Origin of the sequence: Arsenicibacter rosenii (assembly GCF_001870735.1) — a bacterium.
GTDB classification, from domain to species: domain Bacteria; phylum Bacteroidota; class Bacteroidia; order Cytophagales; family Spirosomataceae; genus Arsenicibacter; species Arsenicibacter rosenii.
This window is the reverse complement of the sequence record NZ_MORL01000001.1, coordinates 176,503-198,551: the sequence shown is the minus strand read 5'-3', so window position 1 is coordinate 198,551 and position 22,049 is coordinate 176,503. Positions and strand designations below refer to the sequence as shown.

The 22,049-nt window shown below is 50.0% G+C and carries 15 protein-coding genes; 14 read left to right on the top strand and 1 reads right to left on the bottom strand.

Annotation, left to right across the window (positions count from 1 at the left end):
* Nucleotides 1-145 precede the first annotated feature (145 nt).
* The 13 genes from BLX24_RS00660 (at nucleotide 146) to BLX24_RS00600 (ending at nucleotide 18,136) form a co-directional block, all read left to right on the top strand.
* Entirely contained in the window at nucleotides 146-1,051 is a 906-nt protein-coding gene (locus tag BLX24_RS00660) for a tyrosine-type recombinase/integrase (protein ID WP_071501162.1), read from the top strand.
* A 393-nt stretch (nucleotides 1,052-1,444) separates the two neighbouring features.
* Nucleotides 1,445-3,241, top strand: a complete 1,797-nt coding sequence (locus BLX24_RS00655; protein WP_071501161.1) for a tetratricopeptide repeat-containing sensor histidine kinase — start codon at nucleotides 1,445-1,447, stop codon at nucleotides 3,239-3,241.
* 27 nt (nucleotides 3,242-3,268) lie between these two features.
* Nucleotides 3,269-4,060, top strand: coding sequence for a LytR/AlgR family response regulator transcription factor (locus BLX24_RS00650; protein WP_071501160.1), 792 nt, complete (start codon nucleotides 3,269-3,271; stop codon nucleotides 4,058-4,060).
* 320 nt (nucleotides 4,061-4,380) lie between these two features.
* Nucleotides 4,381-5,463 carry an ankyrin repeat domain-containing protein gene (locus BLX24_RS00645; RefSeq protein ID WP_071501159.1) on the top strand — a complete coding sequence of 361 codons (1,083 nt, stop codon included), beginning with the start codon at nucleotides 4,381-4,383 and terminating at the stop codon, nucleotides 5,461-5,463.
* 81 nt (nucleotides 5,464-5,544) lie between these two features.
* On the top strand, nucleotides 5,545-6,069 hold the full coding sequence (locus tag BLX24_RS00640) for a 2,4'-dihydroxyacetophenone dioxygenase family protein (RefSeq protein ID WP_083421733.1): 525 nt from the start codon (nucleotides 5,545-5,547) through the stop codon (nucleotides 6,067-6,069).
* A gap of 100 nt (nucleotides 6,070-6,169) precedes the next feature.
* The gene (locus BLX24_RS00635) at nucleotides 6,170-6,745 is read left to right on the top strand and encodes a DJ-1/PfpI family protein (protein WP_071501158.1); all 576 of its coding nucleotides are present in this window, start codon (nucleotides 6,170-6,172) and stop codon (nucleotides 6,743-6,745) included.
* 98 nt (nucleotides 6,746-6,843) lie between these two features.
* Nucleotides 6,844-8,670, top strand: coding sequence for an AGE family epimerase/isomerase (locus tag BLX24_RS00630; protein WP_071501157.1), 1,827 nt, complete (start codon nucleotides 6,844-6,846; stop codon nucleotides 8,668-8,670).
* Between the two features lie 93 nt (nucleotides 8,671-8,763).
* The gene (locus BLX24_RS00625; RefSeq protein WP_071501156.1) at nucleotides 8,764-9,099 is read left to right on the top strand and encodes an STAS domain-containing protein; all 336 of its coding nucleotides are present in this window, start codon (nucleotides 8,764-8,766) and stop codon (nucleotides 9,097-9,099) included.
* A 5-nt stretch (nucleotides 9,100-9,104) separates the two neighbouring features.
* Complete coding sequence (gene glgX / locus BLX24_RS00620) at nucleotides 9,105-11,228, top strand: glycogen debranching protein GlgX (RefSeq protein WP_071501155.1); 2,124 nt, start codon at nucleotides 9,105-9,107, stop codon at nucleotides 11,226-11,228.
* 109 nt (nucleotides 11,229-11,337) lie between these two features.
* A complete protein-coding gene (locus tag BLX24_RS00615; protein WP_071501154.1) occupies nucleotides 11,338-11,652 on the top strand; it encodes an STAS domain-containing protein in 315 nt (104 codons plus the stop codon).
* A gap of 54 nt (nucleotides 11,653-11,706) precedes the next feature.
* Nucleotides 11,707-12,138 carry an ATP-binding protein gene (locus BLX24_RS00610; protein ID WP_071501153.1) on the top strand — a complete coding sequence of 144 codons (432 nt, stop codon included), beginning with the start codon at nucleotides 11,707-11,709 and terminating at the stop codon, nucleotides 12,136-12,138.
* 74 nt (nucleotides 12,139-12,212) lie between these two features.
* Nucleotides 12,213-15,392, top strand: a complete 3,180-nt coding sequence (locus BLX24_RS00605) for an nSTAND1 domain-containing NTPase (RefSeq protein ID WP_071501152.1) — start codon at nucleotides 12,213-12,215, stop codon at nucleotides 15,390-15,392.
* A 59-nt stretch (nucleotides 15,393-15,451) separates the two neighbouring features.
* On the top strand, nucleotides 15,452-18,136 hold the full coding sequence (locus BLX24_RS00600) for a TonB-dependent receptor plug domain-containing protein (protein ID WP_071501151.1): 2,685 nt from the start codon (nucleotides 15,452-15,454) through the stop codon (nucleotides 18,134-18,136).
* Here BLX24_RS00600 and BLX24_RS00595 read toward each other — a convergent pair.
* A complete protein-coding gene (locus BLX24_RS00595) occupies nucleotides 18,131-18,844 on the bottom strand; it encodes a hypothetical protein (protein WP_071501150.1) in 714 nt (237 codons plus the stop codon). The genes BLX24_RS00600 and BLX24_RS00595 overlap by 6 nt on opposite strands.
* A gap of 171 nt (nucleotides 18,845-19,015) precedes the next feature.
* On the opposite strand from BLX24_RS00595, the gene BLX24_RS00590 reads away from it, so the two are divergent.
* Complete coding sequence (locus BLX24_RS00590; RefSeq protein ID WP_071501149.1) at nucleotides 19,016-21,901, top strand: hypothetical protein; 2,886 nt, start codon at nucleotides 19,016-19,018, stop codon at nucleotides 21,899-21,901.
* The last annotated feature ends 148 nt before the right edge of the window (nucleotides 21,902-22,049 follow it).

The following is a 22,049-nucleotide window of genomic DNA, read 5'->3' as shown; positions in this document are numbered from 1 at the left end:
CAAACCCACGAATTAGCGCGCAATTCCGACCGTTTGTTATCGTCAGGTGCAGATCTTAAAAGAAGCAGTGAGCTGTGAAGTTCGCTGCTTTTTTTTGTTATATGGATAAGCAATCCGTTGTGCTTAATCCCCTATTTTCGCCCTTATGTCAACAGCTCCGCAGATCAGTATCGACGACTTCCTGGATTATATCCGGTTTGAAAAACGGCTCAGCCATCATACCCTGACCGCCTATGGCAAAGATCTGGAACAGTTTCAGGTATTTCTGGCCGGTGAGTTCTCGCTGGCACACCCTGAGCAGGCCGATTTCCGCCAGATCCGGGCCTGGATTGTTACGCTGGTTGATGCCGGTCTGGATAAGACCTCCATCAACCGGAAAATCGCGACGCTCCGGAGTTACTATGGTTTCCTGATCCGGCGCAAGGTGATTACAAGCGATCCTATGCTGAAAATCCAGGCGCTCAAAACCAGCAAGAAACTGCCGGTCTACGTTGAAGAAAAACCAATGGAGACCCTGCTGGATGAATTTTCGTTTACCGATGACTTTGACGGTACACGCGACAAACTGGTGCTCGAACTACTCTATGGCACCGGCATCCGCCTCAGTGAACTGATCGGGCTGAAGCACACCGACGTCAATCTGTACGAAAAAACCATTATCGTGCTCGGGAAACGAAACAAACACCGCATTGTGCCCCTTACGCCTAATCTCGCCGCCGTAATCGACAAGTATCTGCAGCTCAAAAAAAGCGAGCTGGGCGACAAAGCCGATCAGGAAGCCTTTATTGTCAGCGAGCAGGGGAATCCGGCCTACCCCATGCTGATCCAGCGGATCGTGAAACGGCATCTGGAAATTGTAACAACTCTGGAGAAAAAAAGCCCGCACGTGTTACGGCATACCTTCGCTACCCACTTGCTCAATCGCGGAGCCGACCTCAATGCCATTAAAGATCTGCTGGGCCATAGCAGCCTGGCCGCTACACAGGTATATACGCATAACAGCCTCGAACAATTAAAAAAAGCCTATGATCAGGCGCACCCTAAAGCTTAGTTAACTACTAAGTCTACATTTTTGATTACTATATATATACTAACTTTTTTGTTCACAATAAATTGCCGGTCTTTTTTCCTGGTACCATTCCAACATTATTCATGATTTTTTAGCTATTAAATAAGTTTAATACAAACAAGCTAACATTGAACGTATCCAATAAAATATTACAACTTACCAATATACATAATTAGTTACAAATAAAAATAGCTAATAGTCAGTCGTTTACACTTTAAGAATGACGCCTCTTTTCTTTATTGATTTATTAAATAGCTTATTTCACAATAACTTACGGCGGCGAAACTACCTGAACTGACAGTTGTACATAACTGAATGCATCGCTAACTTACTCAACGATTATTAGACCGTAATCCCTACCCCATAAATAAAAACATGCACGCTTCCCTGAAAATAGTACTGGCTATTGGGGTCATGTATGGATGGACTGTATCGGTGCTTCCGGCACAAATTCCGGCGGCAAAGATCGACAGTCTGAAGGATCGCCTTGCTCATTCGTCACCCGACTCATTGCGGTTTGAGTACCTGTATGAGTTAGGGAATGCACACAAACTGACCAACTTCCAGATTTCGAGAAGTTACGCACAGCAGGCCCTGGAGTTAGCCAGGGAGTTGCATATGGTGAAGGCAGAAAGTGACGCATACAACCTGATCGGGGTCACCTACCGACAGGAAGGCAATTTTATTAAGGCGAAGGAATATACCCTTAAATCACTAAAGATCAGGGAGCAGATTGGCCTACCGAAAGGTTTGTATCAGGGCTATAACAACCTGGGGTATATCATCTTCGAAGGTGAGTCGAATTTACCACTGGCTCTGAAGTATTACGAAAAAGCCCGCGATATTGCCATCAAAGCCGGTATGCTGGATTACCTGCCCGACAGCCACAATCAAATCGGGCTGGTTTATAAGCGGCTCGGTAAGCTCGATGTCGCCAGATATCATTTCCTGAAGGCCGTTGAGCTGGGAAAACAACGCTATAAAGCGAAAGAGTACGAGCTGACAGCTTTTTACAATAACCTGTCTAAAATCGCGCTCGATCAAAGTAAACCGGCCGAAGCGCTGATGTGGGTACAGAAAGCCATTGCTCTCAACAAAAAATACGACAACAAGCGGTCACTCACCTACAGTTATGAAAATGCCGGACGGATTTATGCCTACCAGCACAAGCTGACAGAAGCCGCCGCTTCGTTTGATCTGGCACTGACACTGGCTTATCAGCAAAAAGCCATGAACCGGATTCAGGAGATTTACAGTACAATGAGTGAAAGCTATGAAAAGGCGGGCGAACTCCCGAAAGCGCTGGCTTATCATAAACGGTACACCCATCTACAGGATTCGATTTTCTCGGCCGACAGAGCCCGGCAGCTCGCCGAATTACAGGTGCAGTATGAGACCCGGCAGAAAGAAGAACAGATTCAGAAACTGGATCAGGAAAATGACTCGCGGACCCGGCAGCTGGCTTATCTGGGCGGCGGGGCTTTTTTACTGATTATGGCCCTGGGCGGACTCGGCTGGCAGTACCAGCGGATCCGGCGGACGAAAGCAAAGCTGCAACAGCAATCCGTCCAGCTCGAACTGCTGATGAAGGAGCTTCACCACCGCGTAAAGAATAACCTGGCCATTGTGTCGGGACTGTTGAACCTTCAGTCGTATCAGATGCAGGACAAAGAAGCGGTCGAAGCTATTCGCCGCGGACAGCAACGTATAGAAGCGATGTCTTTAATTCACCAAAAACTCTACCAAACCGATAAGCTAACACAGATTAATGTTCGTGACTATTTACTGAATCTCATTGAAAGTTTATTACGGGTACACGGGTATTCGCCCAATGATTTTGATCTGCAAATTGATATTTCGGACGAATGGCTTGACGTTGACCTTATGATTCCGCTGGGCTTGATTGCCAACGAGCTCATCACGAATTCGCTGAAATACGCATACCAGCAAACACAACGCCCATCCCTGCGGATCGCCCTGCATACCGATCCGGCACTGGTGCTGGAGATTGCCGATAACGGTACCGGCTTTGACATCAATCAATGGCAGAAACCAGCCGGTTCATTCGGCAAGCAGCTTGTCAAAGCACTGGGAAATCAGATTGGCGCCAATCTGAACATCAATACCGACAACGGAACCTGTTTCCGTCTCAGTATCCCGAAAGCAGCCTAACGACTATTATCACATAACCTCTTTTCCATGAATTCCTCTTTGCCAGTATCCATTTTAATTGTTGAAGACGAGGCCATTCTGGCTATGGACCTGTGTGCCCGGCTCGAAGCCGAAGGATATCAGGTTACGGGAACCGCTGCCACCGGCCGCCAGGCACTTCATCTCTATCAGCAACATCAGACCGACATTGTTATTTGTGACATAAACCTTTCAGGCGACTGGAACGGTGTCGAAACAGTGCAGCAGCTACTGGCGGTTAAACCCCTCCCGATTATCTATCTGTCGGCCCTGACGGATCGTGAAACCGTCGAAATGGCAAAGTCGACGAAGCCGGCGGCTTACCTGACCAAACCCATTACGACCGACTGCCTCCGGATTGCCATCGAAATTGCCATGAGCAATTTTGCCTATCTGGTACCGCCGGGCAACGAACAGGCGGTGCCGCCCAAACCTCGCCCGGCGATTTCGATTGCTCCGGCCAAGGACAGCGAAATGATTCTGCAGGTGGGCGATCATATCTTTATCAAGCAAAATTACCAGTTTGTCCGCGTGCGGCAGAGTGATGTGCTTTATGTGGAAGCCGACGATAAATACACAACGCTTGTTACCTCCGACCGGAAGTTTGTGTTACGGCTCTCGATGGGTGTCTTGCTGCAACGGCTTTCGGATCAGGCACTTGTACGGGTACATCGATCTTATGCGGTAAACCTGACCCAGATCGAATCCTTTAATGACTACGAAGTACAGATCAAAAGTCAGGTTTTACCATTAGGCAGGGCGTATAAAGAAGAGTTCTTACAGCATTTCCGCTTCCGCTGAGCCGGTCCGTTTCGGTTCACGCCCAAAAGGTAGTCGTTGACGCCCCAACCCCTGTCGTTTACGGCCAAATACCCACGGCTCACGGCCACTTTAGTTAGTTTAGAGAACGTTTTCCACGGTTTAGCGCCAAAAAGCTGACCACGGAAAAGGTTCTCTTTTTTTTTATTACCCGGTTTACAAACCTGGTTAAATCCAAAAACCGCAACAACACACTATTGACGACTGGTAGCCGGAAAAACCGTTGGAAATGCGCCAAACCGTATTGACCGGCCCCACAACCAAACTGCCTTTAACTGCTTACAATACATACCCATTGACGAATGAAGACGATCGACAAAACCGGTTCTCTCGAACTTGCCCTGCTGGCAGCCGTTGAAGCCAACGACCTTACTGCGGCCACCGAACTCATCAAGGCTGGTGCCGATGTAAACCGCCGCGGCCCTACTCCCTACACCGTTTTGATGGTTGCTGCCGGCTTAGGCTACGTTCAGATGACCGATAAACTGCTGGCAGCCGGTGCCGATGTCCATGCCGTTGACAGCAGCCTTGGCGCTTCACCCCTGCACAAAGCCGCCCAGAGCGGTGTCGTAGACATTGCACAGCTCTTACTGAATGCCGGTGCCTTTATCAACCTGCAATCGGCAACGGTAGGCCATACGCCGCTGATTGATGCCGTCTGGTCAAAAAAACCGGCCATGGTTAAATTCCTGCTCGATCAGGGGGCTTCGATCACCATTCGTGGTCACCACGGTGCTTCGGTTTTCGACTTTATCGGCAAGGAACCCCGCTGGACGGCCGGTGGTACTACCCCCGAAGAAGAAAGCTGGGGTAAAACCATCCGCGAGCTGCTGGAGGCCAAACAGGCCGCCGACGAGGCAAACCAGCAACAGCCGCTGATGCAGGCCGTATTACGCAATGATATTGACGCCGTGCGGAAACTCATCGCCGAAGGGGTCGATGTAAACGAAAAATCGCCGGTAATCGGCAGCGGCAACGATGGGCAAACGCCATTGCTGGTGGCTTGTTTCAGTGGCCTTACCGATATCGCGGCCGAGCTCATCAACGCAGGTGCCAACCCGAAAATCGTCGATTATCTCCTGAAAGCTACGCCTTTGCACAAGGCAGCCTTCTCAGGCCATCCGGGTCCGCTGAAGCTGCTCCTCGAACAAGGGCTGGTTGAAGTAAATGCCCAGGGGCCCTATAACGGCTATACCGCCCTGCACGATTCGATCTGGCACGGCCACACTGAGGCGTTTGAGGTGCTGATGAACGCCGACCCAGGTGCCAACGTCCGCCTTGATCTGAAAGGTCAGGATGGCCGTACGCCGCTTGATCTGGCCGTTGCCTTCGGCTATCACCACATGGCCGACAAGCTCCGCGAGCGCCTCAGGGAATCGGCTTAATTACGACTCAATCAAGCAGATCAATACTTGTTACTTTACCGGTTAAACAAATCTTAAAACTAAAATTCGGAGGGTAAAAAAATGCCAATTAACACGTTTCGCACGTTCAACGACGGCCTGTTAGCCGAGCAGCGTACGCACACCGAATACACAACCGACACAAACCTGGATGATGACCGGCTGTGGATTCCTTACGTTGAGGGAGCCTGGTTTCAGGCCTGTAGCTTTAACGTAAGCACCGGTGGTTTTACCAATGTCCTGAAAATCGCGCCGGGCGCCATGCTGAACCCGCATTACCACATCAGTACGGTATATGGGTATACGCTTCGCGGCTCATGGCATTATCTGGAGCATGACTGGGTGGCCACACCGGGCACGTTTATCTACGAGCCACCGGGAGAAGCCCACACACTGGTCGTACCGGCGGATGCCAAAGAACCGATGATTACGTTTTTCCACGTATCCGGTGGTCTGATCTACCTCGACACCGTTGATAACGGCAAGATCGTAGCGTATGACGATGGTTTCACCCTGCTGGAGCTGGCCCGTAAGCATTACCAGAACGTAGGCCTTGATCAGAGCCTTCTCGACCGTCTGATCCGCTAATCCGCAACCAGGCCGGCGGGGCCCCTGACTCTCGGCAGTCAGTGGTTTTCGCCGGTCTGATTAACCTTCCTCTCATTAACCTTGTATCTGTGTAAACCCCATGAAATTAAAAGGCGCGAAAATCGGCATACTGTTTGAGAGCGATTATTTCGAAAACGAAATTTTTTACTACAAGTACCGGTTTCCGGAAGAAGGTGCCGAGGTGCACTTTCTGACCCGCTTGTGGGGCCAGCCCAAAATCACGTTCTACGGCCACGAACACCGCGCTCCTATGGATTGTTGGGAAACGTTCGAAGGCATGAGTGATGAAGAACTCCGCAGTTATTCTGCCATTATTGTCCCTTCCGGTATGGTTTCAGATCGGTTACGGTATACCGAAGACGTTGAGAAAATACCGCCTGCCACTGAATTTCTGAAACGCGTATTTGCAGAAGACAGCATCCTGAAAGGTATTATCTGTCATGGCCTGTGGCTGGTGGCGCCCGCTACTGAGCTTGTCAGCGGAAAGAAACTTGTCTGCCATAACAACCTGATCGGCGACGCCAAAGCGTACGGCGCCATTTATACCAACGAGGATGTGGTTGTTGATGGTACGCTGGTCACCGGACGGTCCGGCGGCCATGCGCACCTGTTTGCCCGCCGGATCATCGATATGCTGGCGGAGCGGCAAGGCTGATCGCTTTCATCATTGCACCGGCTTACCCTGTTTTCGTAAATCCTCATTTAGACCAAACTTCTATCGGAGTACTGCCTGCGGTAGTCAATTAATCTCCCATGAAACTCAACTTTACATTTTCCGATACCATTGCTGGTTATATCGTCAGCTTTACGCCCGCCGAGCGTTCGTTTGTTGTCGAAACCTCCGACAAACGGCAGTTTAAATTAAACCTGATTCCATCGACCTACGCCCGCAGCGTACGCAACCTCGACGAAGGCTACCAGGATGCTACCGGCCTCATGTTCGAGTTTCTGTCGAAGCAGGGACAGTATGTGTTTGCCTACGGTACGTTCTACCCCGGCGCCGACGAGGGCGACATGATTTTTGAGGCCCAGCAACTGATCTTCCCCGGTAAAACGCCCGAAGAATACCGCCACGAAGGCCAGGACTGGTGGATTAAACAAATCGAATCGATTGCCAAAAGTTACCTCAAATGGCAGTTTAACTATCCTGAATCACCGATCGACTACCATAACTACCGTACGGTGCTGAACCTGGCCGGCTCAAAACGAGGCGATTACCTTCAGGAAACCGATACGATCTCGCGGATGATTTACGGCTTTGCCTCAGCCTACATGCTGACGGGGAATGATGCCTTTCTGGAAGGAGCCGAGCTGGGCACCAACTACCTCCGCGACCACATGCGGTTCTACGACCAGGACGCCGACCTCATCTACTGGTACCATGGTATCAAGGTAGACGGCGCCAAAGAAACCAAGCTGCTCACGTCTGAATTCGGGGATGACTACTACTCTATCCCGATGTATGAGCAGATTTATGCCCTTGCCGGTCCGACCCAGACGTACCGCATCACCGGCGATACCCGCATCATGGCGGATATTGAAAAAACCATCGACCTGTTCGAGAAGTACTTCAAAGACAACGAGCAGGAAGGGTATTTCTCCCACATCGACCCGATCGGGCTCGACCCGCGCGACCAGTCGCTGGCCCACAACCGCGCCCGCAAAAACTGGAACTCGGTCGGTGACCATGCCCCGGCCTACCTGATTAACCTCTATCTGGCAACCGGCGAACAGAAATACGCTGATTTCCTGGAATATACCTTCGATACCATTACCAAATATTTTCCTGACTACGACAAGAGCCCGTTTGTGCAGGAGAAATTCTTCGAAGACTGGAGCAAAGACCAGACCTGGGGCTGGCAGCAAAACCGCGCGGTAGTAGGCCACAACCTCAAAATTGCCTGGAACCTCATGCGGATGCAGTCGCTTAAGAGCAAGGACGAATACCTCGATTTTGCGAAAAAGATCGCCGAACTGATGCCGGCGGCCGGTTCTGATCAGCAGCGCGGCGGCTGGTATGACGTGGTTGAACGCGAAACGCTCATCGGCGGTAAGCACCATCAGTATGTATGGCACGACCGCAAGGCGTGGTGGCAGCAGGAACAGGCCATTCTGGCCTACCTGATCCTGTACGGCATCCTCGGCGAAGAAGACTATCAGAAACAGGCCCGCGAAGCGGCCTCGTTCTACAACGCCTTCTTCCTCGATACCGACGATGGCGGTGTTTACTTCAACGTCTTTGCCAACGGGATGCCTTATCTTCTGGGTCACGAACGCTTCAAGGGCAGCCACTCCATGAGTGCCTATCACTCAACCGAGCTTTGCTACCTGTCGGCCGTTTACATCAACCTGCTCATTACCAAGCAGCCAACCTATTTCTACTTCAAGCCTTATCCGAACTCGTTTAAGAACAATGTCCTGCACGTGTCGCCGGATATTCTGCCTAAAGGCAGTATTAAGATCGGAGAAGTATTCATCGACGATGCGCCTTATACCGACTTTGATGCCGATGCGCTGACCGTCAATTTACCGGAAACCGACAAGCAAGTAAGAGTGAAGGTGTTGATCACTCCGGTCTAACACGAGAAAAAACAAGTACTGCGTTACGTCGCGATGGTGTCCGGAGGTTTCCGGGCACCATGCTGTTGCGCAATACACCAAAACCAAACGAGTATGAACGTTACATCCAAAACGGTCGGTAATATCACGGTTATTGAAGCAGAGGGCAGTATCGACAGCAAAACGGCCGGCGAGTTTGAACGCGGGGCCATGGGCCCCATTCAGGGGCAGACCGCTGTTATTCTGGATATTTCCAAGGTAGATTTCCTGTCGAGCGCGGGCCTGCGGGTACTGCTGATGATCTACCGGCAAATCAAGTCACGTAACGGGAAAGTCGTCCTTCTGGGAGCGTCCGAAGAAATTCAGGACATCATGGCCAACACGGGTTTCCTTTCCTTTTTCATTTTAGTCGACACCCTGGACGAAGGCATCGCCGCCCTTAAACCGTAATACGCATGGAAGATAGCCGGATAGATTATTACCCCACCCATGAGCTGAACGGGATTAAGTTCAGACGAGGACACGTACTGCCGTTCGGGGCGTCGATGGTATCAAACGGCGTTAATTTCAGTGTGTACTCCAGCGCAGCCACCTCGTGTACACTGGTTTTATTTGACCGGGGCGAAGCCAGGCCGTTTGCCGAAATTCCGTTTCCCGACGAATTCCGGATCGGTAACGTGTATGCCATGATTGTTTTTGATCTGGACTATGAACGGCTGGAGTATGGCTACCGTATGGATGGGCCGTTTAACCCCGCAGCCGGTTACCGCTTCGACAAAACCAAAATCCTCAGCGATCCCTATGCCAAAGTGATCGGCGGCCGGGATACGTGGCTGGCCAAACCCAACTGGGATGACATTTATCCCTACCGCTCCCGGCTGGCCTTCGAAGACTTTGACTGGGAAGGCGACCATCCGCTCGAAACCCCGGCCGAAGACCTGATCATCTACGAAATGCACGTGCGCGGCTTCACCCGGCACCCGTCGTCGGGTGTCAAGAACCCGGGAACGTTCAGTGCCATCAAGAGCAAAATTTCGTACCTGAAAGGGCTGGGCATCAACTGCATTGAACTGCTGCCGGTTTACGAGTTCGACGAGTGGGAACACAGCCGCGAAAGCCCCGTCACGGGCGAAACGCTAGTCAACTACTGGGGGTACAGTACCGTCAACTTCTTCTCGCCCAAAGCCGGTTATGCCGCCACGGGTAAATTCGGGATGCAGGTCGATGAGCTGAAAACGCTGATTAAGGAATTACACAAAAACGGCATCGAAGTGATCCTCGACGTGGTCTTCAACCACACGGCCGAGGGCGATCACCGGGGCCATACGATCTCCTTCCGGGGGATCGACAACAAAACGTATTACATGCTCACGCCGGAGGGGTATTATTTTAACTTCTCGGGTACGGGCAACACCCTGAACTGTAACCACCCTGTTGTCCGGAACATGGTGCTTGACTGTCTGCGGTACTGGGCTTCAGAATACCATATCGACGGCTTCCGCTTCGACTTAGCCGCGATTCTGGGACGGGACATGGACGGCAGGCCGCTGAGCAACCCGCCCCTGCTCGAATCGCTGGCGTTTGACCCGATTCTGGCCAAGTGTAAGCTCATTGCCGAAGCCTGGGACGCGGGTGGTTTGTATCAGGTAGGGTCATTTCCGGCGTATGGGCGTTGGGCAGAATGGAACGGGAAATACCGGGATAACGTACGAAAATTCCTTAAAAGTGATGCCGGTGAAGTAGGGCCCATGGCTCAGCGGATCATGGGCTCACCGGACCTCTACTATCACCGGGGACCGGCCGCCAGCATCAACTTTATCTGCTGCCACGACGGGTTTACGCTATATGATATGTTCGCCTACAATGAAAAACACAACGAAGCCAACGGGGAAAATAACAACGACGGTGCCAACGATAACAACTCCTGGAACTGTGGCTGGGAGGGCGAAACCGACGACCCTAACATAAACTGGCTGCGGCACAAACAGGTAAAAAATGCGCTCACAATCCTGATGGTAAGTCAGGGAATTCCGATGATTTTAATGGGTGATGAAGTCGGCCGTACGCAGAAAGGCAACAACAACACCTATTGTCAGGATAACGAACTGAACTGGCTCGACTGGTCATTGCTCGACAAGAATGCAGACCTGTACACCTATTCGCAGCGGATTATCCGCTTCCGGCACCTGCATCCGGTACTGCGTAGTCCGAAGCACTTCCAGCACTGGGACTATGTGGGCAGCGGATTCCCGGATATCAGCTTCCACGGCACCAAAGCCTGGCGCTGCGACTGGTCGACATCCAGCCGTGCGTTTGCCTTTATGCTCTGCGGCTATCATGCCAAGCAGGGCGCCGTCACCGACAACATGGTGTATGTCGCCATGAATATGTACTGGGAAACACTGCACTTTCAGCTGCCGGAACTACCCGACAACCTGAAATGGCACCTGTTTGCCAACACGGACATGCCAACTCCGGAAGACATTTTCGACCCGGGCCGCGAACCGCAGCTCGAAGATCAGCAGAATTTTCTGGTGGGGGCCCGCAGTGTGGTTGTCCTTGTCGGCAAGCCCGTTTAGCGCACGCATTGACCGTGATACCACCTGAAAACCGCATTAAGTCATGCACCAGGTACTATCCCGACGCTATCTGAGATCAATTCCATTAACCAATAAACTGTGTAACACAATGAGTTTTCACATACTAGCTGAAGCCAAAAAAATTGCCAAAATTACCCTTGCCGGAGAACTGGATTCGCTGTCGGCCAGAGAGTTTCAGCGTGAAATCGAAAAAGTGGCTGCCGAAGGCCCCGATGAACTCGTACTCTTTGTTGAGAACCTGACCTTTATCTCATCAGCAGGGTTACGTGTCCTGATCTTCGCCAAGCAAAAAATTGGTACCAACTTAGCTATTTACATCGTCCAGCCGCAGGAAAACATTGTGGATACACTGGAAAAAACCGGCCTGCAACACAGCGTTAACATTGTCGACAAATACATGTAACCGCTGTGTCGGGCCTTTCCGGTCGTAGTGCCTCACCGTTTTCATTTATGCTTTATGGAAAACAAAACCTTTCCGGCGACACTCGACTCCCTTGACGACCTCAGGGACCTGGTTCGGGAAAAAGCGCTGCTCGCGCATCTCGATAAGAAAAAGACCTACAACCTGATGCTGGCCCTCGACGAAATTGCGACCAACATCATCCTGTATGGTTATGAACAGGCCGGTAAAGAAGGGGTACTGGATGTTATAACTGACCTGTCGGACCGGCAACTGACCATCGTTGTTGAAGACGATGCCGCGCCGTTTGACCCGCTTCAGCGGGACCTCCCCGACGAAGACGATTTCAGTAAACCGCTTGAAGAGCGCCCCATCGGTGGCATGGGTATTTTTCTGACGATCAATGGTGTTGATGAATTCCGGTATGAATATACCCATAACCGGAACCGGAACATTTTTATTATGAACGTGCCGGCCACAGAGGCATGATTCGCCAGTCAGTACATGAGTTAATGCACATGACCAGTCGCTCGCGTACTGAACAAGCAGCTGTAAAGTGAACGATGGTACAAGTCAGTAATACAAGTGCGGTCTCTAATCCGTTTCCCGGACTCAGGAGCTTCGAATTCGAAGACGCCCACTTGTTCTATGGCCGGGATAATCAGATTCGGGAATTGCGTGATAAACTCACCGGTTCCCGTTTTCTGGCTATTATCGGTTCTTCCGGCAGTGGCAAATCCTCCCTTGTCAAAGCGGGTCTTCTCCCCGGGCTCATCGCCGGTCACCAGGCCGGCAGCCATACCGGCGACTGGCAGATTGTTTTCTTTAATCCTGAAGCAAACCCGATCCGGAGCCTGGCGATTGCCTTGTTCCAGTCATTCAGCCGGCGAAACCACCCCTTTGTTGCCGGTTCGTCGCCGGAGACCATCGAACACCTGCTGGAAACCGATCTGGACGTCATTATTTCCCTGTGTCGCGATCACAGCCTGCTGATTGTCATCGATCAGTTTGAAGAACTGTTCCGCTATCAGGCCAACACCAGCGAGGCCCATCAGAAAACAGCCGGTTTCATCGACATGATTCTGGCCTTCAGCCGGCAGTCTGTCTGCTCAGCCTACGTGGTCATTACGATGCGGTCTGACTATGTCGATCACTGTACCAACTACGAAGGGCTGACCGAAGCCATTAATCACGGGTATTATGTGCTGCCGAAAATGAATCAGGACGAAATCCGGCAGGTCATCACCAAACCCATTGAGGCACAACGGTCTGCCATTACCGAACAGCTAACCGAACGGCTGCTTAACGACACGGGCAACAATCCCGATCTGCTGCCGGTACTGCAACATGCTCTGATGCGGACCTGGGCCTACTGGCACCGGACCGCCACCGCCAGTCAGGCCATTGATATCAGCCATTACGAGGCGATTGGTACGATGAATCAGGCGATTTCCCTCCACGCGGAAGAAATCTACGGCAGCCTGCCTACCGATAAAAGCAAGCTGGCCACCGAAGCGTTTTTTAAATCCCTGATTTCGGTCGGCACCGACGACCGGATTGTGGTGAACCCGACATCGCTGGCCACCATTAAAATCATTACCGGTTTGCCCGACTTTCTGCTCTTCGACGTTGTCGATCGGTTCCGTGCCCGCGATGTGGCTTTTTTGACGCCTTTATCCGGCCTTTCTGTTGACATGCAGACCACCATCGGCATGTCCATGGAGCGGATTACGCGGCTGTGGGACCGGTTACGGGAATGGTGTCAGCAGGAAATTGATTCGGCCAAGCTCTACAAGGAACTCTCGCGGTCTGCTGCCCAGTATGAAGCCGGGCTGACCGGCCCGCTGGTGAATCCGGAGTTGCAGCTGGCCCTGAAATGGCTACGCGAACAAAAGCCAACGGAAGAATGGGCACGCCGGCATGATTTCTTCTTTGAGCGCGCCCTGAATTATCTGGAGTTCAGCCGCCAGAAATACGATTTTGAAGTAGAAAACCGAGAAAAGCGGCAGCGGCAGGAGATTACCCGCAGCCGCATTCTGGCCGCCCTCGGGATCGGACTGGCTTTTATCGCCATTATTGCTTCGATCTATCTCATTATGATTACGGCCACCGCAAAAAGTGCCGAAAAGCAAGCTAATGATCAGCGCGCCCTTGCCTTGGAGCAGAAACAACTCGCTGATGACCAGCGGAAAGAAGCCACGACCCAGAGCCGGATTGCGCAGCAGCTCTGGGAAATCGCCAATCAGGAAAAAGACCTGAAAGATCAGCAGACCCGGCGGGCAAACGCACAGTCAGAGCTGGCAAAACGGCAAAGCCAAAAGGCCGTTCTGGCCCAACTAGACGCGGAAAGAGCCCGCAATGCGTCTGACCGTCTGCGGGAGATTGCCCAGAATGCCGAAAAGCTCGCCCGGGACAATGCGGATGCGGCTAAAAAAGCGGCGGCACTTGCCCGCAGCGCCGAACAGCAGGCTAAAACCTCGGAGCAGTCGGCCCTCTCCAACGCCAAAGAAGCCAACCGGCTCCGCATGCTGACCGTCGCCCAGTCGCTGGCGATCCAGTCGCTGCAATTGCCCGAGTCTACGCAGGACGATCTGCCTAAGCTGCTGGCCCTGGAGGCCTACCGGCTGAATCAGGAGAATCATGGCCCGAACAACTCGCCCGGTATTTTTTCAGCCCTGCTGAAAGCCGCCGAAGAGCGGTTTGTGCTGGAAGGACATAAAGACAATATCCGTGCTGTCGCCATTGATCCGGCCAAACCGGTCATTGCGTCGGGAAGCGATGATGGTACGGTACGCATCTGGGATCTGGCAACCCGCAAAACAACCCGGATGCTGCAACCTGCCCGCCGGACAACCGGTGGTTTCCGGGCAGTGGTCTTTTCGAAAGACGACAAATTTGTGTTTGCCGGTAGCCAGGAAGGGCAACTCTATGCGTGGGACCTGAGTAAACCCAAGGGGGTAACCGTCTACAAGGCCCATACGGCGCCGGTTTTATCGCTTATCCCCTTCCGGAACAACACCGAATTACTTTCGGTCAGTACAAACGGCCTGATCCGGCTCTGGAAACAGACGCCGGCCGGACTTGACTCCCTGAGCAGCATCTCGGCAGGGATACCGATTCTGTCTGTACGCCTGACGCCCGACGGCCGGCACCTGCTTTGCGGATCGGCGAACGGCACCCTGGCACTGATCAATATGGCAGACCTGAAAGAGGAAACTGTCTATATCAAACAACCCGATCTACCAGGCCGGATTACGGCTATGGCCTTTAGTCCGGACGGCAAAAACCTGGTCCTTGGCAACAGCGACGGAACGGTACTCCTGCTGGGCTACGCCGGCAATAAACCCGCTTCATCCGGTTATCGCTTGCCGGGCAGCCATGCCTCAACGGTAACCGGCGCCGCCTTTTCACCTGATAATAAACTGATTGTAACGACCAGTTATGATGGGTCGCTCAAGATGTGGAACATGCAGGATGCACAGCGCCGGCAGGCTCCGCAGCCTATTAATATCACCGATTACGGCAACTGGATCATGAACCTGGGCTACGCAGGCGACGGCAACACGGTTTTGTTTGCGGGAGCCGACAAAACGATCTGGGGTCTGAATACCAATATTAATCAGCTGGTCGACACGGTATCTAAGTCCGTCAAGCGGCAGCTTACGCCCGATGAACGGGCCAAGTATGTAGGCAGCGACGGCATCCGGCCAACGGTACCGGCTTTACCGGCCAATTCAAATTAAAAGGAGCGAAACGTATGTGGCGAACGATACAAATACTACGTTTAATCCTGATCGGATCAATGATTTTTCCGGCAATACAGGCCATGGGGCAGGGTTGCGGAGAATACAAAATCAAGGAAGCGCAGGATTATTACAACAAAGGCAATTTTAACCGCGTGTTTGCCCAGCTAAACCCTTGTCTGGAGATTAACGGCTTTGATAATTCGCAGAAAGCACTGGCGTATAAATTACTATCGCTTACCTGGCTGGCCATGGACTCAACCATGCGGGCAAGCCAGGCTATTGAGCAAATGCTGGTCTATAACCCGTCCTACGAGCCGGAAAATGAGCTGTTGCTGCCCTATCGCTTCATTAGCCTTGTCAATGGTATCCGGCAAAATCAGGCAAGGGTGGTTCAGGTAACGTCGGTGTCCAAAAAACCGGAAGACCTTTACAAGGCCCCGGCAACAGCATTGGTCATTAGTGAAGACGATATCCGCCAGCGCGGCTATACCGACCTCGAAGCCCTGTTCAGTGATCTGCCGGGTTTTGATGTCTCGCGCAGCTACGGCCTGACCTATTCAAACATCTACCAGCGTGGCTATCGCTCCGATAATACGGAGCGTACCCTGTTTATGATTAATGGCATCGAGGAAAACGACTTCTGGAGCAACATTGTCTACTGGTCAATGCAGATTCCGGTGTCGAACGTCAAGCGGGTTGAAATCGTCTACGGCCCGTCGTCGACGATTTACGGTGCCAACGCCTTTCTCGGGGTGATCAACGTCATTACAAAAGGGCCCAAAGACTTGTTGTCGGGTACGAAGAAAGTGGCTGTCCTGGCAGATCTGGGTTATGGTTCCTACAACACCCGCTATGCCGATATAACGGCCGCCACCAGGATTGGCAGTGCCGCGTTTACCATCACCGGCCGCGGCTATTTTTCGAACCTTCAGGACCTGTCAAACTATCCGGAATACGACTACAATCCATCCGACTACGATCTGGTAAATTACGCCGGACAGCTCCGCATTGCCTCGAAAGGAGCCTATTACGCGAATAAGTACGGACTTACCGACGGTACCACCCACGCCCCTTACTATTTTCTGAATGGTAATGCGCTTGAATTAACGCCCGCAGGCGTAGCAGCGGCACAGGAGCTCGATAAGAAAGCCCTTCAACAGACTGTCGGCGGCAACCCGATTGCGTATTCGAACCGGCTGAAAGCATTCTACATCCGTTCAAGCCTGACATTCAACGATGTGACACTGGGCTTTCAGCTTTGGAACCTGGAAGAAGGGACCCTGAACTCGGCCAACGATAATTCAAGGGCCGGTGCCAAAAACGGCAATGTCTGGAAACCCATGCAGAGTCTGGTCTATGCCGTGTATAACAAGGAAATTATCAAGGACAAGCTTACGCTGATTAACACGGCGCAATACCGGGTGGATGAAATAAACGAACAGTCCAGGGCGGTCACGCTGAAAAATTACAGTAACGGCAGTTTGCTGTATCCGTTTGCCCAGGCCAATCCGGGAATCAACGCGGATACGGTTCCGGTGCTTGTCCGTCTCGGCTACAATCTGGCCCGCAAAACAGACCCTTACTGGGAAACCCAGTATTTCTATCAGCACTCAAACCAGTTCCGAAACGAGTTACGGCTCATTGCGTCACCGGTCCGTCAGCTGGACCTGGTGGCTGGTCTGGAGACACGGAGCAGCATGATTCAGGGTGATTATAAGCAGATTACGATCAACTACACGCTGACGACCCCGATTGATACCAGCGCCAAAGACTACGGCCGGAGTACGCTGGATAATACCGCGGGCGGCAACTCGTTCGAATATTTTAACCTCGGCGCTTTTTTCCAGGGAACCTATACCATCAACCCGCAATGGCAGTTTACGCTGGGAGGCCGCTACGATTTTGCCCGCATCCGGGCAAGCGGCGGATACGGGAAAGAACTAAACCCGCGTCTGGCGCTGACCTACACGCCCGGCCGGTTTGCGTTCAAGGCAATTTATTCCAAAGCGTTTCAGGATGCCTCCAGTCGTGACCGGTATGCGATCAGTTCTACCCGTCTGAAAAACAACCCGACCCTGCGCCCCGACCGCATTGACAACCTTGAACTGGCAGTCAATTACAACTCACCTAACCGCTATCAGCTAGGCGTTACGGCGTATTATGCCAACTGCCGGAATATCGTTGAAGAAGTGTCTGTCCCCTATCTGACCGGACGGACGCTGCAAAAACAGAATACCGGAACCGCCGATATTTATGGTATTCAGGCAGTTGCAGATTATCAGTATTCTGAGCGGTTTCAGTTTTATGCGAATTACAGCTACACCAATGCGTTCAGGGGAGTTACGACAACCAACGCAGCGGGGGAATTTGTAAAGACGCAGCTTCAGGTTGGTGATATTGCCCGACACCATGTTAATGCGGGCGCAAACGGAAAGTTTTTCAGCAATAAGCTGAATATAAACCTGCGGTTCAACTATGTGGGAAACCGGCCGGTTGGCCCGGGCACGTCCGTTCCGGGAAACACAAAGCAGCCAGGTGGTTATTTTCCGGCCTATACGCTGGTGAATGCCGCCATTACGTACCGGATTTTTTCATTTGCGCAGCTACAGCTGATTCTGAACAATGCCCTGAACGAAGTTTATGCCGATCCGGGAACACGGTCGGCAAACGGCACCACACAAGCTTACCGCACTCCGCAAAAAACACGGAATGCGATGCTTAGACTGATGGTCAGTTTATAACCCGGCCGGCAACGGATTTGTCAGCCAGAAAAAGATAATCCGGTCACCGGCCTGCTCATCAACCCCGAGTGCCTGTAGAAACGACCGTTCTTTTTCGGGGGCCTGTCGCAGATTCTGTTGTTCGAAATCGCTATAGCGTTGTGGCAGTGTGGTATTAAAGGTAAACGGATGCTTGCCATCCTGCCGGTTGATACCCAGCACCTGCTTAAGCTGTCGGGCAATCTGACGACCGTTATCCGTAAACGATCCGTTTTCAAAGGGTTCCAGATACGGGCATACTTTACGATAGGCCCGCAGCGCAAACGGATTTGATGTGATCGCATAAAGCAACAACCGGGCATGATCGGTTTTGATCCGGTCACAGAAATAGGTGGTCGAAAACTGTATCAGTTTCTGTAACACCCCATTATTACGATATGACAGATCTGTAACGGCATACCCATTATAAATTGCCGTGATTTTTTCATCATTAATGTAAAACGTATTCCGATGTCCGAAACTATAAAATAAGATACCGACAATGGTTTCCTGATGACGCGCCACAAACGCAATATCATTTACAATATAAATCCGGTCGATCAGTTCTTTCACGTTTATATAACTCTGACTAATCAGATCGTATAACCGGTTTTTCAGTTCGGCATTCGTCTGAAAGGTTTCATCCTGACAGAAGTCAAATGTTAAGTAAACATCAGTCATGATTTCCATACTGCTTTAGATAGTTTATGCAAATTATCAATACGATAAATATAATATTTAATAGCGACAGTAACACAAGTATATACAGTAAGGCATAGTTTTTCATCGTATATTTACTATATACCTTACAGTTGTTTTTTTAGAACAGCATTTAATTTATTAAAACTAAACACCGGCTTGATGATAACCAGAAAGTACATACAGGGCATATTAAGTATAAAACCGGAAGAAGCAGGAAGCGTGCGGCTTCTGGTTGGTTATTCTTTCGTTATCAGTCTGGGACTTTACATGTATTATACGGCCGCAACAACGTTATTTCTCAGCAACTTCAAGAACAAGGACTTACCGGTTGCGTATATTGCCGGCGGGGTGTTTGTTTTTTTGATCGGGAAAGGCAACCTGTTTATCCAATCAAAGGTATTATATGCTACACTATCCAGGTGGCTTCTTATTGGGCTTACTATTGTATCAGGTATCCTGCTATATCTTTATTTTTTGACGCATTATACCTGGATTGTTTTTCTATTATTTTTATTAATCCGTGCTAACCTTTTTGTCTTTAGTTTTACCTTCTGGATTACTGCTTCAAAAATCTTTAATCTCGAGCAAGCCAAGCGGTTATTTGGCTTGCTCGGCACCGGAGAAGTAATTGCATCTATTGTAGCCAATTTTCTGGTTAGTTTTCTGGTTAGCAATAAACTTGTATCGGTCGACGGGTTCCTTATCATAGCGGTTGGCTGTATTGCTGCATCTATATTTTTCTATTCGTTGATACAGCGCGAATACAAAAGTACCCTGTCATTCCGGAAAGCCCCCCCGATTAGTACAGAAACGACCCGTAAACCGTTTTTTTTCTACAAAAAAGATCAATATGAATTATTTGTTTATTTGCTGGCATCATTACCCATTATCTGCCTGTATCTGATTGAATATATATTTTCTGTTGATACCAAAGCACAATACCGTGACAAAGAACAGCTAGCCGCCTTTATCGGGCAATTTCTGTTTACATGTTCGCTTATCGAACTGGTTATCAAATCTTTTTTATACCGGTTTGTTACTGATACATTCGGACTATCTTCCAGTCTTATTCTCTTGCCGGCCGCCTTACTTTTTATCTCGGTCGCAATTCTGCTCCTCTACACTATTGATGTCAATATTTTCTTTCTGGTTCTGATGAGCCGCTTTTTTATTACCTCGATCAGGCGGTCCTTCAGCGACACATCGTTTCAGCTATTATACCAGCCTTTACCGGCATCAGAAAGTATCCACCTGCAAAATCTGGTAGAAATTTATGTAAAACCACTCGGCTATATCATTGCCGGGGGCAGCCTTATTTTTCTGACGTCTTCGGGCTTTACCAACAGCACTGATGTCTATTCGCTGCTGCTGATTTATCTGGTTATCTGGGCGGCAATTGCTTACCTGATGCGGGAAGAATACAAAACGAAACTCATTGATTTTCTTGCCAACCGGACCCCGCTTCTGTTGAGCACACCGGCCACCCTCCCGGTTGCCAACATGGTCAGACCCGTAAAGCCCTCCGGTACACAGGCAGATCTTCGTACCCTGGAAAAACTCGCAGACGCTGCGGATGAGAACGATCGGCTTAAAGCCATAAACATACTCCAGTATAGCCGGTTGCTCAAAACAGACAAACTCATAATTAAGCTCCTCAACGACAAGTCAATAACTGTCAGAAGTGCAGCTATTTGGGCGGGCTCGGCCAGTTCAAATCCTGAAGTCTGGGAACACATTAGTCAAAATCTTTTCATTGATACCTTTTATCAGATTACCTACAAAGCATTATGCCGGTTAGACGAACCGGTTTTGCCTTTACTCAACCGATACTTTTACGATAAAAACCTCGGGCTCAACGACCTGAAAAAACTTATCGATGTGATCACCGCCATCGGGGGACCACAGGCTGTACATAGCTTAAGAAAACACATAGACGGACAGAATCCGGCAATTCGGTTTTATATCTTCCGAGCGTTATTACAGCTGGGTTACGAGGTCAATATCCGCGAAAAATCCTTATTATCTACCGATATTGACCATACGGCGAATCGCTATCTATGGTCACTTGCCGTTGACGTAAATTTAAAGAAGGAGCAAGCATACGGTATTGATCTGTTAATTAAATCGCTCCGATATGAACAGGAAAGTGCCATAGATACGCTGCTTGTTCTGCTCTCGTTATACCACAACAACGACAAATTTTTATACCTGAAAGATTTAATAAAAAACAAAAATAAACAAAGCCGTGGCTATTTAAATGAAATCCTGAATACCCTTATAGCACAGGAGTTGAAACTAAAATTACTTCCCGTTTTTGAGGACATTTCTAACGAAGAAATACTGATCAAAACAAACAAATATTTCCCGCAACGAGACCAGACTTTAACGGATTGCCTGTTTGACCTGATCAACAGAAGCGAACAGGATATACACATTATCACAAAAGCATTAGCCATTAAATTATTGAATCATTTCGATAGCGACAAATCACTTTTGCTATATGCTACCTATGCCCGATCAAAACACAAACTAATTGCGCAGTTATGCCTGTATAGTTTATATACTTTTTATAATGAACATTTTAATTTATATTTTACCTATTTTATTGAACATAACGAGACATTTTACATAAATATTTGTCATGAAATTTTGGCAGATACTCAAACCAATAAACTGGAAATATGTAAAATCGAGTCGTTGTTCAGAACAGAACTGCTACCATTTAAAGACCTTGATGACATTCATCGAATCTCAGCGGACCTGCACCCAGGCACCTTAAAAGCCGGAGGGCATTTAAATTTTTCTGATATAATCAGTACTGTATCTGGCTTTTCCGGTATTATTCTCACCAGCGGAAAACTAGTCATTACGCCACCCAACGATGACTTGTTTTTTATGGACGCCCCGAATTATTATTTCTATAGTAACGGCCTGAAAGAAATGAAAGCAATCGAAGATTGTGCATTATATTATATCAGCCGTTCGGACAGGCAAAGTCCGGCCACAATATATGATTCAGTAAGTGAAACAGAAGATGCTGTTTAACCTGATAGTGTTAGCCATGATTAACCGAATTATACATAAAAAGGAGCCGTTTACAACCGTGTATATTCATGGCTGGCTAGACACGGTTATCCTGTTTTTGAGTATAGTATCTTTTCCTCTTACCTCATTCAGTCAAACGGAGCGGGGA